Source organism: Nocardia sp. IFM 10818 (genome assembly GCF_054655275.1).
Genome location: NZ_BAAHJH010000001.1, coordinates 1 through 15,714, shown reverse-complemented (window position 1 = coordinate 15,714; position 15,714 = coordinate 1). Strand labels below are relative to the sequence as shown.

Sequence of the window (15,714 nt, the reverse complement as noted above, 5' to 3'; positions counted from 1 at the left end):
TCGCAGTCACGCCATGCGCACCGCGTGTCATGCGGCGATTCGCGAGATGCGGCGGTCGGCTTCGCCCGTGGTCTCCACCCGCAGCGGGTTGGCCTCGAGTTCTTCGGGGACGTCCTCGGGCACGGCGGCGGTGATGAGCACCTGTTCGGCGGTGGCGGCCACGGCGGCCAGGGCGGTGCGGCGGCGGCGATCCAGTTCGGCGAACACATCGTCGAGGATGAGCACCGGATCGGTGCCGGCCGTGCGCAGCAGTTCGAACGCGCCGAGCCGCAAAGCCAGTGCGAAGGACCAGGATTCGCCGTGGCTGGCGAAACCCTTGGCGGGCGCGCTGCCCAGCATGAGCTCCAGATCGTCGCGGTGCGGGCCGACCAGGCAGACCCCGCGTTCGAGTTCCTTGGGACGGGCTGTGGACAACTCGCGCAACAGGATTGCCTCCAGCACCTCCGCATCGTCGTCACGTGGCGGCCGGGCCGGGTCCAGGAACTCCGGCGGCAGGCTCGAACTGCGGTAACCGATTGCGGCGGGCCGGGATTCGGGAGCGATACCTGAATAAGCCTGTGCAAGATGTGGATAAAGTTCGTGCACCAGCCGCAGCCGCTGCGCCAGCAGCACGGATCCGTGTGCGGCGAGATGGCCGTCCCACACGTCGAGAGTGCTCAGCTCCGCGCCGCGATTGCCCGAACGGGCATTGCGCCCAGCGGTTTTCAACAGGGCCGAGCGCTGCCGCAGCACCTTGTCGTAGTCCGCCCGCACCCCGGCCAGCCGCGGCAATCGGGCCGTCGCCAGCTCGTCCAGGAAGCGGCGGCGCTCGGACGGATCACCGCGCACCAGCGACAGATCCTCGGGCGCGAACAGCACGGTCTGCAGAATCCCCAGGATTTCCCGGGGCCGCCGTACCGGCGAGCGGTTGATCTGCGCCTTGTTGGCGGTGCCCTGATTGAGCTCCATATCCACCCGCAGCTCCCGCCCGGCATTGACCACGGTGGCGCCGATGCGGGCGCGCGGAGCGCCGATGCGGATGAGCGGGGCGTCGGCTGCCACCCGGTGTGAACCGAGTGTGGACAAGTAGCCGACGGCCTCGATCAGGTTGGTCTTGCCATTGCCGTTGGAGCCCAGGAAAACGGTGCGGCCGGGCGGCAATTCCAGCTCGGCGGCTTCCCAGGACCGGAAATCGCGCAGTGACAGCGTCCGCACGTACATCCGGCTAGTTCACCACGCCGGATTCCGGGTACCGCGAAACCCCTACCCACACCGAGTTTTTCACAGGTTTGTCAACACTGTGCACAGCTGTCCGGCCGATCAGCCGGGCAACCGCACAGGCATGAGCAGGTAGATGTACGGGCTGGCCAGGGCCGCGAAGGCGCCCGAATCCAGCGGCTCCGGATCCTCCTCCGGCGCCGGCAGCAGCACCGCCGGACGGCTGGGGGTGGTGAAGCCGAAGGTGACCCGATCGGTGCGCAGCGCGGACAGGCCGTCCACCAGGTAGCCCGGGTTGAAGGCGATGGTCAGCGGCTCACCGCGGAAATCGGCGGTCAGCCATTCCTCGGCGCGGCCCGCATCGTCGCCGCCGGCCGAGAGCAGCAGGCCCTCATCGGAGAATTCCAGCCGCACCTGGGCGCCGCGCTCGGCCACCAGGGCCACACGCTTGATGGCCTCGGTCAGCGAGCTCACCGACAGTGTGGCGATGGAGGTGTGCTCCTTGGGGAGCAACTGGCGGAACTTGGGGAATTCGGCGTCGAGCAGGCGGGTGGTGGTGCGGCGGCCGCCGTTCACGATGCCGAGCAGGCCGTCGGTGCCGGTGCCGAAGGCCAGCTGCACCGGCTGATCGGAGGCGCCGAGGGTTTTCGCGGCCTCGGACAGGGTGCGGGCCGGGACCAGGACCGCGGTCTCCACATCGGCGCGCCCCGGCTGCCATTCCAGCTCGCGCACGGCGAGGCGGAAGCGGTCGGTGGCCGCGAGCACGACCTTGGGGCCCTCGATCTCCACCCGGATGCCGGTGAGCATGGGCAGCGTGTCATCGCGCCCGGCGGCCACGGCCACCTGGCCGACGGCCTCGGCGAAGACGTCCACGCCGAGTTCACCGGTCTGGGGAGGAAGTTCGGGAAGCTGGGGATAGTCCTCGACGGGCATGGTGGGCAGCGAGAACTTCGCACTGCCGCAGGCGATCAGCACCCGGGTGCCGTCCACCGACACGTCCACCGGCTTATTGGACAGCGCCTTGGTGATGTCGGCCAGCAGGCGGCCCGACACCAGCACCTGGCCCGGCCCGGCGACCTCGGCGGCCACGCGCATCTGCGCGGAGACCTCGTAGTCGAAGCCGGAGACCGTGAGGCCATCCTCGTCGGCCACGAGGAGCACACCGCCGAGCACGGGCACCGGAGGCCGCGACGGCAGGCTGCGGGCCACCCAGGCTACGGATTCGGCGAAGTCCTCGCGGGCGACCCGAAACTTCATGCTTGCAAGCTCCATCGCCCGGTCTGTCCTCTCCTACGCGTCGGCTCATGTCGGAAAGCTGTGGAATCAGCCACCCCTGCGCAGTCTGGCACAGGCGACCGACACCAAACCGTACCCGCGCACCCCGCTCTTGCCTACGCCGACCCGCTGTACCGCCTCTCCGCGTACTCAGCGGACGGCTGAGAGCCGTCCGAGTCGAGCACCCGTGGCGCCGGTTGGGAGCCAACCCGATCTTGGACGTACCCGGTGAGTATGCCCGAAGGTCGAACCCGATCCGTAGCCTGACCGGGCTTTTTACCGGAGGCGGTAAAAACCCTGGTCGGGCTACTGACCACTTACTGACCGTTTCACCGGCGCAGCGGTCAGCAGCGCCCCGTAATCGGCCACCCCGCGAACCCGCTTGCGCAGGTAGTGAGCCCTGGTCACCTTCGAGCCCTCCACATGCCCGAGCAGATGCTGAACCGCGTCCAGGGCCTCGAGATCGCTACAGCCCTGCCCGATCAGGGCGTCATAGACCCGGTTCGCCGCCGCCTTGCGGAACGCGTGGAACTCACCCGCCACCCACGAAATCTCGGACCCGGCCACGATGGCGCGCAGCGTGATCCGCAGCGACTCCGGGTCGACCGGTTTACCTTCGCGCCGACCCGACCCGACGAACAGCAACACCTGACCGGGTGCCGCCGCCATCTTCCGGCGCTTCAACATCGCCACCACGCCGCGATCGGTGATGCGCACCGACTTACGGCCGTCCTTCGTCGACCCGTCCTCATGCGCCTGCCAATGCAGCACATCCGGGCCGCCGTCGACTATCGGGCCGTCGACCAGAGTCCCCGCGACCGTGATCACCACGCCGTCCTCGTCGAACGCGAGATCTTCGATGCGGACGCCGAGGGTCTGCCCGATCCGGGTCGCAAGGTTGTAGTGCAGCAGCACCGCATCCCGGTACACGTTGTCGCGGTCCGCCCGAGGATGAGCCTCGAAGTACTCGGCCTCGAGCCGCAGATAGGTAGTGAACTCGTCATCTTCGAGCACGCGGGGGCCGTCGTCGCCCGCGTCCCCGGCCCGTTCGATCCGGGCAGCATCGCGCACCGGGTTGTAGTCGGCCGCATCGTTTTTCACCGCCAGCGCGAACGCACCATCTAACGCCGTCTTCGCGTACCGGCGCATGGTCGCCGAGGTGAACTCGGCTAGCGCGTCGTCGATCTCGCTCGGGCGTACCGGGTCGATCGGGTCGCCGATCTTGCGCCGCGCCAACCGGGTCCGCAGCAGGAACACGGTGTTCTTGCCCGGGTTGTCGGAACCCTGTACGGCCGTGCGGTATTGGCGCATGGTCTGCAATGTCGGTGGTCGATTGGTGCGGTCGTGCGGGGTGCGCGCGTGGTGCGGTAGCCACTTGGTGGTGAGCACCTCGCCGACCGTCATGTCACGTGACCATCCGCTGATCGGGTTGCGGCCCAGCACTTTCGCGCGCCGACGCGGGTCCTTGGCTTTGGCTTGGCGGGCTTTGTCGGCTGCGGTCGGGCTCGACCCGTACGCGCCGAGTCGCCGGGTCTGGCCGTCCACGTCGCCGTAGTTGCCGCGCGACTCGACCTTGATTGCCTTGCCCTTGGCGTCGGTCGCCAGCACCGTATAGGTGATCTTCCCCCAATGCCCTTGTGGTAGAGCCTCTTTCGCCATCTCTGTCGTTGCTTCCTTGCGGTCTCAGGCTTGTTTCTTGCCCTGCTTGGTGGGTGGTAGGTATCCGTGCTCGCGGGCCTTTTGTACGTAGGTGGAGGCCATTCGAGGTTTCAGGCCGAACGCTCTGCCGACTGCGGCTGTCGGGGCTCGCTCGATGTTGTCGCGGTAGATCTGGGCGACCTGCGCGAGCACTTCCGGCGTGATCTCCCGATGCCCCGGCGCGCGGCGCTGACGCTCGACAACCTTCACCGCTCCCCGATGTTCGGCCACCGGGTCGCCCTCCACCTGGAGATCGGCGCGGATCACGAGCGCCGCGTACACGTCGTAGAAGTACTGGATATCGATGGCTCGAAGGTCCTTTGGCTTCACGTCCCGCTGTCGGCGACCTGATCTCAGGCGGAGGTCCGTCAGCTGCGGCGCGCCGTCGCGAATCTCGATCCGCGCGAACGTATCCGGGCCGTCGTAGCCAGCTTTCTCGATCTCGAACCAGTCCGGCAGCAACCTTTCAGCGGCCCGGGTGTAGGTGTTCGACCTCCGCATGATGAGCCCCGCGTCGGGGACGGCGCACTCGGAATAGCCCGTTTCGTCGTCTTCCCGATCCGTACCTGTCTGCATAGTTGTAACTATGCACTTTGCTCTGCACTATTGCAAGCAACCCCGGAGCAACCAGGGCAAACAAGGGAACGGGAGGCACAACGTATGGCGTCGACATGGCTACCCGCCGCAGAGCGGACCGGCCTCGCCAAGGACACCGAACTTGCCGAGTACCTCGGCGTCACCAAGAACCGGCTAGCGCAAGACCGGCACAAGAAAACCGGGGTGCCGTTCATCCGGTACGGGCGCACCATTCGCTACCGCTGGTCCGACGTCGCCAAGTGGGAAGAGAGCAGCCTCATTGGCCCCGACACCGCCGCCTGAAGACATGAAACGGCCCCGGGCCGACGAAACCCGGGGCCGCAACCGAACTAGTGCCCAAAACACAGAAAGGAGTAGCAGTGAGCCTACCGGCCGACGCTGACGATCTCGAGCCCGACACGACGCCCGAAGGCCCTGGCGACTTCGAGCAGGCACCGCGCCGGGAAGGCCCCGAGATCCCGGCCGGGCTGACCATCGCCGAAATCCTCGCCCACGCCGCCCGCACCCCCGCCGCGCCGCCGCCCGAAGATGACCTGTTCGACGCCCGCCCCACCCTGCGCCACCTGCGCGACTACGCCCGCGCCCGCCGCGTCGCGCCCGCCGCCGTCCTCGCCGCCGCCTGCGTGCGCGCCCTCGCCACCGTGCCGCCGTGCGTGAAGCTGCCCGCGCTCGTCGGCAGCGAAGCATCGCTGAACCTGTTCGCCGCGCTCGTCGGACCGCCCGGCGCAGGGAAAGGCGGAGCCGAAGGTGTTGCCGCCGAAGCCATCACGTTCCACGGCATCCTCATCGACGACAACATGTCGGCCCCTCACCAGGTGCGCACCCTGCCCATCGGCACCGGCGAAGGCATCGCCCGCGCCTTCACCCCCGAGGAAGACGAAGACCCGACCGTCAAGGAAACGGCCATCTTCATCGCCCCCGAAGTCGACACCCTCGCAGCACTTCTCGGTCGACAAGGCGCGACCCTCGGCGGAGTCGTGCGCTCAGGGTTCATGGGCGAACAGCTCGGATTCACCAACGCGCAGAAGGCGACCACTACCAACGTGCCCGCCCACACCTACCGCATGGGCCTGATAGTCGGAGTTCAACCCCTGCGGGCCGCGGTACTGCTCGACGGCGCGGATGGTGGTACGCCGCAACGGTTCTGGTGGGCCTCGGTCACCGACCCCTGGGCACCCGACATCGCCCCTGACCAACCGGAACCGATGTCCGTGGCCATCCCCGACTGGGAGCCCGGACACCTCGAGGTGCCCTCGGCTGCCCGCGCCGAAGTCGACGCACACCGCCTCGGCGTGCTCCGCGAAGACGCCGGCATCGATCCGCTCGACGGACACCGGTTGCTGCTGCGGCTGAAGATCGCCGCCGCCCTGGCCATCCTGGAATCCCGGCAGAAGATCACCGACGACGATTGGAAACTCGCCCGCCGCGTCCAGAACCACAGTGATCGTGTCCGCGCCGGGGTAGTTGCCGCCACCGACGAGGCCGCCCGCAAGCGCGCCGCCGCCCGCGCCATCGCCACCGACGAGGCCGAGCAGATCATCGCCGACCGCCGTCACGCCCGAGCCCGAGCACACCTCGAGCGTCGCCTACGCGGACAGGGCGAGCAGCGGCATACCGCGATGGTGGAGGCCGCCAAGGCCGACATCCGCAAGAGCATCGGACCGGCCGCCGTCGAGCTGTCCGATGAGGGCCTGATCAAGATCCGCGAGGAGATCGGAGGCAACCACCAGACCGCGACCTACTACCTCTGGATCGGTGATTAGGCAGGGTCCAGCTGGCCCTAGGTACAGTCCGAACAATCACCAGGTCAGAGGGCTATTTTCTCCACCTGGACCAGGGCCAGCTGGACCATTCACCACCACGGGAAAACGCCCAAAAGAAAGGACACCCTAACCATGGATCAGCGCGCCATCTTCCGAGCCATCGCCGACGCGCACGGGGCCGACTGGGAAGACATCGACGAGCAGACCGCCGTCATCACCGAGCACCACGACGACGGGTCCATGACCAAGAACTACCTCATCATGCCCACCCCCCAGAACGGAGCCGCAGCATGACCGCCAGCCACCGCCCCATCGAGCCCGAGGCCCTCGACCACGCCGCCGACACCGTGCAGAGCTACGGCCACCACGAGACCCTCGTCGCCGTGCTGCTCGAGATCCGCGAGGAACTGCGCCGCATGAACCGGACCCTGCGCTAACCATGACGCTGACGTGCTGCCTCGAATGCGGAGAACCCTCCGCCTCGAGGTGGTGCGAGCAGCACAAGCCCGTGGTGCACCACACCGACAGCGGCACCAACCATCGCGGACCCGACCGCAGACGGTGGGAGCGACTATCAGCCAAGCTCCGCAAGCTCCAACCGTGGTGCACCGCATGCGGAGCAACCACCAACCTGACCGTAGACCACATCCAACCGCTCAACCTGCGGCCAGATCTCGCGTTCGACCTCGGCAACCTGCAAGTGCTGTGCCGTAAATGCAACAGCGCCAAGGGGATTGGCGAAGCCGTCCCCCAGTACATTAGCCCCACCGCTCGGGGCGACTCGAAACCCCTTGGCATCCAACGACTCCCGCCCCAGGGGAGGTGATCCCCCACCGGCCTAAAAACGCGGTGTATGACCAGCCCTAGAACGAGTTACAGATCGCTGTAATTGCTGTAATTGCTTGTCCAACAACTATTTTGGGAGGTGATTCACCATCAAAGCTGGTGCGAAGGGCAATATCGACGCAAAACCCTTGTCGTTCAAGGGTTATCCGAAGGCTCGTGCTCATCGGCGTGCCCGGTTCATCGAGGAGTTTCTGACGATTCCCCGCGGTCACGGTGCGGGTGAGCGGTTCACGCTGCGCGAGTTCCAGCGGGAGATCATCCGGGGTGCGTTCGCTCCGAAGGTGCGCACGGCGCTGGTGTCGATTCCGCGCGCGAACGGTAAATCGGCGCTGGCTGCGGCGTTGGCGCTGGCGGAGCTGTTCACCGGCCCGCCGTCGGCCGAGGTGCTGGTGGTGGCGTCGGATCTGCGTCAGGCGGGCATTGTGATGAAGCTGGCCCGGCGCATGGTGGAGCTGTCTCCGGAGCTGGCGGAGCGGGTGCAGGTGTACCGCGATCACCTGTACGTCCCGGAGAACGACGCCACCCTGTTACCGCTGCCCGCGGAGCCGTCCGCCCTGCATGGTCATGACCCGACGCTGCTGATCGTGGACGAGCTGCACGTGGTGACCGAGCAGGTGTGGGAGGCGGTGACGTCGGTGGGCGGTAAGCGGCCCCAGTCCCTCACTCTGGCGATTTCCACCCCGGCTTCGAGCCCGGACAGCATCATGTGGCGGCTGGTGGAGCATGGCCGCGCTGCCACCGATCCGGCGTTCTACTTCCGGGAGTGGGCGGCCCCGGAGGGGTGCGACACCGCGGACCGGGCGGCGTGGAAGATCGCTAACCCGGCCCTGGCCGATGAGCGCCCGTTCCTCGCCGAGGACGGTATCGAGGCGGTGCGGAAGACGATCCGTGAACCGGTGTTTCGTCAGCTGCGCCTCGGGCAGTGGGTGACGGGTATCGATTCGTGGCTGCCGTGGGGTGCGTGGGCGGCGTGCAGCAACTCGAATCGTCAAGTGACGCAACGGGAACGGGTTGTGCTCGCGTTCGACGGGTCCGCGTCGGGCGACTCGACGGCGCTGGTCGGCTGCACCCTGGACGGCCACCTGTTCGTGCTCGGGCTGTGGGAGAGCCCCGGGGATGACCCGGATTGGCGGGTGCCGCGGGCCGAGGTAGACGCCGCGGTCGATATGGCGTTCGCCAAGTACAAGGTGCTCGAGCTGGCGTGCGACCCGTGGGGGTGGCGCAGCGAGATCGAAGCGTGGGCGAAGCGCCACGGGGAACGGAAAGTGCTGGAATGGAATACAGCCCATACAGCGCGGATGGCCCCGGCGACCGACCGTCTGTATCAGGCGGTCGTGACCGAAGCCGTTACCCACGACGGGGATTGGCGTCTGGCCGCGCACGTCGCCCACTGCGTCGCCAAGAAGACGCCGCTGGGGGATCTGGTGCACAAGGATAAGAAGAATTCGCCGCGCAAGATCGACGCCGCGGTGGCGTCGATTGTGGCGTTCGACCGTGCCGCCTGGCACGGCGGAAAGGGTAAGAAGACAAGGAGTTTCAAGTGAGCGACGAACAGGATCTGATCACTGAGCTGATGCAGCGTCTCGAGGCCCCGGTGGCCCGGTATGCGGCGCTGGATCGCTACTACCGTGGGGAACAGCCGTTGGCGTTCCTCTCCCCGGAGGCGAAGGTGGCGCTGGGGAATCGGTTCGGCCGGTACGCGGTCAACATCCCCCGCCTGGCCGTGAACTCGCTGGCCGAGCGCCTGCGGGTGACCGGTTTCGAGAACGTGGACATCTGGGACGACTGGCTACGCAACAACCTGGATCAGACCTCCGGTGTGGTGCATCGGGAGGCGTTGCGGCTGGGCAACAGCCACGTGATCGTGTGGGCCGACCGCTACGGGCGTCCGGTCGCCTCCCCCGAGTCGGCTACTCAGGTCGCGGTTCTCACCGATCCGGGTTCCCGGCAGGTGTTCGCGGGGGTCAAGCGCTGGCAGACGAACACCACCACCGAGGCGTTTCTGTACAAGCCTGATGAGATCGTGCGCCTGCGGGCCAACCAGACCGGTGCTACCACGGTCGGGTACGACGTGATCGCCCGTATCCCGAACCCGCTGGGCCGGGTGCCGGTGGTGCCGTTCATCAACGGTGACGCGTTGCTGAACTTCGGCGACAACCCGCCGAATTCGAACCCGGTCACCACCTACGGGCTGTCCGAGATCGATGATCTGGCCTGCCTGGTGGACGCCCTGAACAAGGTGGGGGTGGACATGCTGACGACCTCCGAGTTCAACGGCCGCCCGCGGCGTTACGCCACCGGCATCGAGTTGACCGAGGACGCCGAGGGTAACGAGGTGTCCCCGATCGGTGAGAACGACCGGATGATGATCTCGGAGAACGAGAACAGCAAGTTCGGGCAGCTGTCGGGCGCGACCCTGGACGGCTACGAGGGTGCCGCGCGGCTGCTACTCGGCCACATCACCGCGATCTCGACCCTGCCGCCGCATTACCTCGGCATCTTCTCCGAGAACCCCACCAGCGCTGACGCTTTGCGGGCGAGTGAGGCCAGCCTGACGGCGCGGGCGGAGAACAAGCAAGGCATGTTCGGGCAGGCGTGGGAAGACGTCGCCCGCCTCATGGTCGCGGTCCGTGACCAGACCGACCCGGACCGGGTGAACCCGCGCGTGAAGTGGGCCGACCCGTCCACCCGTTCGGTCTCCCAGGAAGCCGACGCGATCGTGAAGCTGTACGCGGCTGGGCTTTTGCCGCGGGAAACCGCCCTGTCCCGGCTCGGGTACACCGATGCCGAAATCCTCGACATGCGCGCCGCGGCGATCGTCGCCGACACCAACCAGATTGGAGATGCTGCGTGACCGAACACCGTACCGATCCGGCCGGCGAGATCCCCGTCACTCCTGGCGCCGAAGGTGACGTGGAGGACACCAGTTCCGCAGAAAAAGCGGACGTGAACCTGTTGCAGTCCGAGGAATCGCAGCCTGACCAGGAAGACCTTCACGGTGAAGGTTCTGAGCCGGACAGCTTCCCGCGGTCGGTGGTGGCGAAGCTGCGCGACGAGAACGCCCGCTACCGCCAGCGCGCGCAGAAGACCGACGCCTACGCCGAGCGGCTGCACACCGAGTTGGTCCGGGCTACCGGCCGCCTCGCCGACCCCACCGACCTGCCGTACTCGGAAGATCACCTGGACGACGCCGAGGCGCTCACCGCGGCCATCGATGATCTGGTGGCCCGAAAACCGCACCTGGCGTCCCGGCGGGCCGTCGGGGATATCGGGCAGGGGGCCAAGCCTTCCGCGCCGTCTCCGGTCGATCTGGCGGCCCTGCTGCGGGAGTCGGTGCGATGAGCGAACTGTGGCTGACCAGCCAAGAGGCGATCGACCACTACGGCCTCGATGCGGCGTTCAAGCTCACCGAAACCGAACTGGTGCCCCGCCTCATCGGCGGCGAAGAACGGTGGTCGTCCACCGAACTGGAACGCATGATGCACGAGCGCTAGCGGTAAAGTAGCTGGTAAGGGGCGGCCCCGGCGGTCGCCCCTTCGAGGCTCTCTCGTCCTGGCGGCGAGGAGTGAATCCAATTCACTTCTCCCCTAGGAGTTTTCAATGGCTGACGCCGTAACCAACACGACCACCGCGAAGTCCCTCATCCCGGAACAGGTCGCCCAGCTGCTCGTCCAGCCCCTCGAGGCTGCCTCCGTGGTCCTGTCTTCCGGGCCGCGCATCTTCGATACCGCTGCGCCGCTGCGCATTCCGCGGGTCGCCACCCACGCTCTGGTCCAGTTCACCGGCGAGGGTCAGGAAATCAAGACCGATGACATCGATTTCGACGAGATCAAGCTGATGCCGTCGGATCGCAAGTCGCTGAAGATCATCACCAAGTTCACCAATGAGGTTGTGCGACAGTCGGTTATCGGCCTGGACGCCACCCTGAAGACTCGCCTGGTGACTGATGTTTCCTCGGCGCTGGACTCGGCGCTGTTGCAGGGCGACGGCACCGACAACACGATCACCGGCATCCTGAACCAGCCCGACGTGCAGCAGGGCAAGCTCGACGTCACCGACGCCGATAGCCTGCTCGACGCGATCGCCATGGCTCAAGGCAAGGAAGTGAAGCCGAACCGCTGGTTCGTGTCCGGTCAGGACTTCATCGCGATCCGCAAGCTGAAGGACAAGGAAGGCCGCTACCTGCTCGAGTCCGACATCACCAAGGACGCCACCTACCGCCTGTTCGGCATCCCGGTCACCGTCACGAACAAGTTGCTCACCGGCACAGCAGCTTTGGTGGACATGAACATGGTCGCCATCGCCCGCGACATCGCCCCGGCCGTCACCGTCCTGCCCGAGCGGTGGGCCGAGTTCGACATGACCGGCATCCGTGTCGTCACCCGCTATGACCTCGGTCTGCTGCACCCGGAGGCCGTGGTGGTGCTGAAGGGTACGACCAAGGCCGCAGCGAAGTAGGGGGCGGTCAGCGATGGGATGCGCCAGCAAGAAGAAGGGCACCCCCGAGTTCTGGGACGGCTCCCTGCCCAGCATGACGACATTCCGTCGCTGGTACGCGCTGCGGGAGTCCTACACCTACACCGACGACGACGGGAACACGCGCACCGCAAAGGGACTCGTCGTCATCACCGCCAAGGGCTTGACGAAGCTCGAAGCCCAGTTGCACCCCGAGGACTACAAGAAGCGGATCACGTTCCAGCAGCTGGATTCGTGGCCGTCTCAGGACCTCGAATCGCAGGATCGCATCTGCGGGGGGCTGCTCGAGCAGGTGAACTACGAGGTCAAGGACGAGTGCCCGGACGAACCCGGCCCCGATCCGGACCCCGATCCGGAGGTCCCGACGTTCACCGAGGAAGCGCAGAAGGTGGCGGCGCTGCTCGGGTGGCCGCTGTGGCTCGATGAGGAGCACACCAAGGCCGATCCGGAGGCGTACCCGATTCACCGGCTCGCACAGCAGGCCCTCGACGTGATCACGCCGATGGTGCGGGCGTATGTGCGCGGCAACGGGTTCAACCCGATCGGGTACCCGAACGAGGAACTCGCCGCCGTCATCACCACCGCCTCGGCGCGGTTCGCTTCCAACCCCAGCCAGCTCGAGCAGTACCAGCAGATGGGGCCGTTCACCGGCCGCGTCAACGGTTTTCGAGGCTGGGAGTTGGCGGAGATCTTCGTGTTGAACCGGTATCGGAAGCGGGCGATCGGATGAGCATTCGATTCCCGACCGGCATCCGCATGGCCTACCCGACGCCGTACAAGGTGCGGGTGATCCAGAAGCGTGACCACACCGACGACATCCGACCCGTGATCGGGTGGGCCGCTCCGGATGCCAGCAAGGCCGCCGCGTCCTCGTTCGCCGAGACCGTGATCGACCTGGAGCTGTACGTGCCGCCCGCGTTCCTGGAGAACTTCGAATGGGTGGGTGCGAACAACAACGACTTCACCGCGATCTGGTTGCCGAAGGTCCCCGGCGGGCCGCTCGGCGACAAGGACCCGGTGGTGAAGTACTGGTGTGTCGGTCCGCCGGAGGTGGCCGCCGGTCCGGGCGGTTGGAAACCGGGCGCATTGATCAACCTGCGGCGCGCCGTCTAGAGCTTCGGGGCGGGTACGGCTGAACTTGGACACCCGGTGGCGGCCCACCCGAACGAACAGAGCCCCGGCCCCGTGGAAGGGGGTCGGGGCCTCTGGTTTTACTGACCGGTTTACTGACCACATTGAGGGCAAAAACCGCACAAATGAGCGAAACTCAGCGAAGGAGTTTTGGAAGGGTGCCGAGTGGCATCCTGGCAGGTCACGCCGGAAAACCGGCCAATGACCGGGGCCTCTGCATTGAGACCCCGATCACAGCTGGTCATACCCGATGAGTTACCCGGACCTTACGAGACCAGTTGTCACCTTCGATTCCACCGCTGCTCCTTGCTTCCGTTCGGGTGGGGAGGGGTTGCGAGCGAACCGTTGCTCTCCCAACCCGAGTTTCCACACACCCTGTTTTAGAAGAACCTTTTCTAGAAGAAGAACTGAAGTAGTAGTAGGGCCTGTTAGTTCTGTGGACTCCGCCCGTTCCCCCTGGTCGGAGGGTGTGGCGGCGTGGGGATGTCTCGAGAGTGTCTCGAGGATGAACGTCGGATGGCTGTGGAGCGGACGGCGTTCTGCACAGTCATCCTCGAGCCATCCTCGAGTTGCTCCCCGATTTCCTGCGGTTCTGCCCACATCTGAGCGAAACCGGGGACAACTCGAGGATTCCTCGAGGACTGAACAAGGACTCCTCGAGGAATCCACAGGGATGAACCGGACTTCGCGCAGGTCAGCCCTCGAGGATGAATCCTCCTGTGGGAACTGTGCATCAACCCCTGTGCACCACTGTGAGTAGACCCCTGGGAGCAAACCGGTGGACAACAGTGGGATTCCTCGAGGAATCCCCAGGCTTTCCTCGAGGACTCCTCGAGGAATCCACAACCCCGAAAACAGAAGACCCCCACGTCAAGCGACGTGGGGGTCTGTTAGCTGTGGATCAGCGGGAGCGTTGCTTGATCCTGGCTGTGAGTTCTTGAACCTGGTCGTACACCCGGCGCCGCTCGGTCATCTCCTTGCGCACCTTCTTCTCGGCGTACATGACCGTCGTGTGGTCGCGGCCGAAGGCCTGACCGATCTTGGGTAGTGATAGGTCGGTGAGTTCACGGCACAGGTACATGGCGATCTGCCGGGCCTGCGCCAGCGGCCGCGCCTTGCCCGGCCCGGTCAGCTCTTCCAGGGTGGTGTTGAAGTACTCCGCGGTCACGGCCATGATCGTGGCCGCCGTGATCTCCAGCGTCGCGGTATCGGGCATGAGATCGCGCAGCACCACCTCGGCCAGCGACAGATCCAGCGGCTGCCCGTTGAGCGAGGCGAACGCCGTCACGCGGATGAGCGCGCCCTCGAGTTCGCGGATATTGCGCTCCACCCGGCTGGCGATGAGTTCCAGCACATCGTGCGGCACGTCCAGGCGGTCCATGCGCGCCTTCTTGCGCAGGATGGCGATGCGGGTCTCCAGCTCCGGCGGCTGCACATCGGTGATGAGGCCCCATTCGAAGCGGGTGCGCAGCCGCTCCTCCAGGGTGGCCAGCTGCTTGGGCGGCCGGTCGGAGGAGACGACGATCTGCTTATTGGCGTTGTGCAGCGTATTGAAGGTGTGGAAGAACTCCTCCTGGATGCCTTCCTTGCCCTCGATGAACTGGATGTCGTCCACCAGCAGGATGTCGGTCTCCCGGTAGCGGCGCTTGAACGCCACCTTGCGGTCGTCGCGCAGCGAGTTGATGAAGTCGTTGGTGAACTCCTCGGTGGAGACGTACTTCACCCGCATGCCCGGGAACAGCCGCTGGGCGTAGTGCCCGGCCGCGTGCAGCAGATGCGTCTTGCCCAAACCCGAAGCGCCCCAGACGAACAGCGGGTTGTAGGCGCGTGCGGGCGCCTCCGCGATGGCCACCGCCGCGGCGTGCGCGAACCGATTGGAGGCGCCGATGACGAAGGTCTCGAAGGTGTACTTCGCGTTCAGGCTGTTGGTGCCCGACGCCGGTGCGGTCTCCCGCTCGGGCGACTTGTTGAAGTAGGTCGGCCAGGTATTGCGGACATTGACCACCGGCTCGTCGTCGTGATGGTCCTCGTCCACCGGGCGGCGCGCGGCCGGCATGGGCGCGGGCTCGTCCTCGGGCTCCGGGGAGAACAGCGATTCCTGCCCGGGCGACCGGGGCGCGGCGCGGCGTTCCTCGCGGCGCCGGGGCGCTATCTGCGGCTCGGGCGCGGGCGCCGGCAACTCTTCGGCCATCGGCGGCTGCCCGAATTCCACAGGGGGATAACCATCCTGGTCCGGATACTCCCCCGGGTACTCCTGTGGAGGCAGATAGCGCGGCTGCCGGTACTCCGGCGGGGCCTGGTAGTGCGGCAGCTGGCGTTCCGGCGCGGGCGGCGGCGCGGCTGCCGGCGGATAGCCCACCGGACCCGGCTCGGGCTCGCGCGGGCGCTCCGGCCGCGAGGTCATGCGGGCGTGCCGCGGCTTGGGGGCCCGGTCGGCGGGCGTGTTCTGCTGGGCCGAGATCCGCACGCCCAGCCCCTCCACCTGCAATCCGCGGCGGGTCAGCGCGCGCAGGATGGGTTCGCGCAGATCGCGTTCGACCACGCCCTGGGCCATCGTCCCGGACACCGAGAGCAGGGCGAATCCCTGGGCGAGGGTGATCGGCTCGATCATCCGCAGCCAGGCCATGTGTGCCTTGCTGACCGGCTGGATCTCACCGTCGGCGGAACCGCCGGCGAGTTCGGCCACCACCTCGGGCCATACGCTGGTCAACACGTTCTGCTCGTCGTCCAC

General features: G+C 66.6%; 17 protein-coding genes. 12 read left to right on the top strand and 5 right to left on the bottom strand.

The features are described 5' to 3' along the window. Positions 1 to 27: 27 nt before the first annotated feature. The 4 genes from recF to ACYQ5L_RS00070 all read right to left on the bottom strand — a co-directional run bounded on the left by recF (position 28) and on the right by ACYQ5L_RS00070 (position 4,746). Positions 28 to 1,200, bottom strand: a complete 1,173-nt coding sequence (recF, locus tag ACYQ5L_RS00085; protein ID WP_459954785.1) for a DNA replication/repair protein RecF — start codon at positions 1,198 to 1,200, stop codon at positions 28 to 30. A gap of 99 nt (positions 1,201 to 1,299) precedes the next feature. Beyond that, positions 1,300 to 2,469, bottom strand: a complete 1,170-nt coding sequence (gene dnaN / locus ACYQ5L_RS00080) for a DNA polymerase III subunit beta (protein ID WP_459954784.1) — start codon at positions 2,467 to 2,469, stop codon at positions 1,300 to 1,302. Positions 2,470 to 2,778: 309 nt separating this feature from the next. Beyond that, positions 2,779 to 4,131: a hypothetical protein gene (locus tag ACYQ5L_RS00075; RefSeq protein WP_459954783.1), complete on the bottom strand. Its 1,353-nt coding sequence runs from the start codon at positions 4,129 to 4,131 to the stop codon at positions 2,779 to 2,781. A gap of 24 nt (positions 4,132 to 4,155) precedes the next feature. Beyond that, the gene (locus tag ACYQ5L_RS00070; protein ID WP_459954782.1) at positions 4,156 to 4,746 is read right to left on the bottom strand and encodes a hypothetical protein; all 591 of its coding nucleotides are present in this window, start codon (positions 4,744 to 4,746) and stop codon (positions 4,156 to 4,158) included. A gap of 84 nt (positions 4,747 to 4,830) precedes the next feature. Here ACYQ5L_RS00070 and ACYQ5L_RS00065 point away from each other — a divergent pair, with 84 nt between their 5' ends. From ACYQ5L_RS00065 to ACYQ5L_RS00010, 12 genes are all read left to right on the top strand, one after another. Then, positions 4,831 to 5,049 carry a hypothetical protein gene (locus ACYQ5L_RS00065; RefSeq protein ID WP_459954781.1) on the top strand — a complete coding sequence of 73 codons (219 nt, stop codon included), beginning with the start codon at positions 4,831 to 4,833 and terminating at the stop codon, positions 5,047 to 5,049. Between the two features lie 77 nt (positions 5,050 to 5,126). Beyond that, a complete protein-coding gene (locus tag ACYQ5L_RS00060; RefSeq protein WP_459954780.1) occupies positions 5,127 to 6,530 on the top strand; it encodes a hypothetical protein in 1,404 nt (467 codons plus the stop codon). 132 nt (positions 6,531 to 6,662) lie between these two features. Beyond that, positions 6,663 to 6,824, top strand: coding sequence for a hypothetical protein (locus ACYQ5L_RS00055; RefSeq protein ID WP_459954779.1), 162 nt, complete (start codon positions 6,663 to 6,665; stop codon positions 6,822 to 6,824). Continuing rightward, a complete protein-coding gene (locus tag ACYQ5L_RS00050; protein WP_459954778.1) occupies positions 6,821 to 6,967 on the top strand; it encodes a hypothetical protein in 147 nt (48 codons plus the stop codon). The genes ACYQ5L_RS00055 and ACYQ5L_RS00050 overlap by 4 nt, the downstream gene beginning before the upstream one ends. A 2-nt stretch (positions 6,968 to 6,969) precedes the next feature. Further along, entirely contained in the window at positions 6,970 to 7,356 is a 387-nt protein-coding gene (locus ACYQ5L_RS00045) for an HNH endonuclease (RefSeq protein ID WP_459954777.1), read from the top strand. Between the two features lie 301 nt (positions 7,357 to 7,657). Further along, positions 7,658 to 8,920 (top strand): terminase large subunit domain-containing protein, encoded by a 1,263-nt coding sequence (locus tag ACYQ5L_RS00040; protein WP_459954776.1) that lies wholly within the window; start codon positions 7,658 to 7,660, stop codon positions 8,918 to 8,920. A gap of 29 nt (positions 8,921 to 8,949) precedes the next feature. Beyond that, positions 8,950 to 10,230, top strand: coding sequence for a phage portal protein (locus ACYQ5L_RS00035; RefSeq protein ID WP_459963277.1), 1,281 nt, complete (start codon positions 8,950 to 8,952; stop codon positions 10,228 to 10,230). Then, positions 10,227 to 10,718 (top strand): hypothetical protein, encoded by a 492-nt coding sequence (locus tag ACYQ5L_RS00030; protein ID WP_459954775.1) that lies wholly within the window; start codon positions 10,227 to 10,229, stop codon positions 10,716 to 10,718. Before ACYQ5L_RS00035 ends, ACYQ5L_RS00030 begins: the two co-directional genes overlap by 4 nt. Then, complete coding sequence (locus ACYQ5L_RS00025) at positions 10,715 to 10,870, top strand: hypothetical protein (protein WP_459954774.1); 156 nt, start codon at positions 10,715 to 10,717, stop codon at positions 10,868 to 10,870. Before ACYQ5L_RS00030 ends, ACYQ5L_RS00025 begins: the two co-directional genes overlap by 4 nt. A 106-nt stretch (positions 10,871 to 10,976) precedes the next feature. Further along, positions 10,977 to 11,834: a phage major capsid protein gene (locus ACYQ5L_RS00020; RefSeq protein ID WP_459954773.1), complete on the top strand. Its 858-nt coding sequence runs from the start codon at positions 10,977 to 10,979 to the stop codon at positions 11,832 to 11,834. A 13-nt stretch (positions 11,835 to 11,847) separates the two neighbouring features. Beyond that, positions 11,848 to 12,582, top strand: coding sequence for a hypothetical protein (locus tag ACYQ5L_RS00015; protein ID WP_459954772.1), 735 nt, complete (start codon positions 11,848 to 11,850; stop codon positions 12,580 to 12,582). Beyond that, entirely contained in the window at positions 12,579 to 12,965 is a 387-nt protein-coding gene (locus ACYQ5L_RS00010; RefSeq protein ID WP_459954771.1) for a hypothetical protein, read from the top strand. The genes ACYQ5L_RS00015 and ACYQ5L_RS00010 overlap by 4 nt, the downstream gene beginning before the upstream one ends. A gap of 919 nt (positions 12,966 to 13,884) precedes the next feature. Here ACYQ5L_RS00010 and dnaA read toward each other — a convergent pair. Further along, positions 13,885 to 15,714: chromosomal replication initiator protein DnaA (gene dnaA, locus ACYQ5L_RS00005; RefSeq protein WP_459954770.1), on the bottom strand; the 1,830-nt coding region annotated here is incomplete at its 5' end.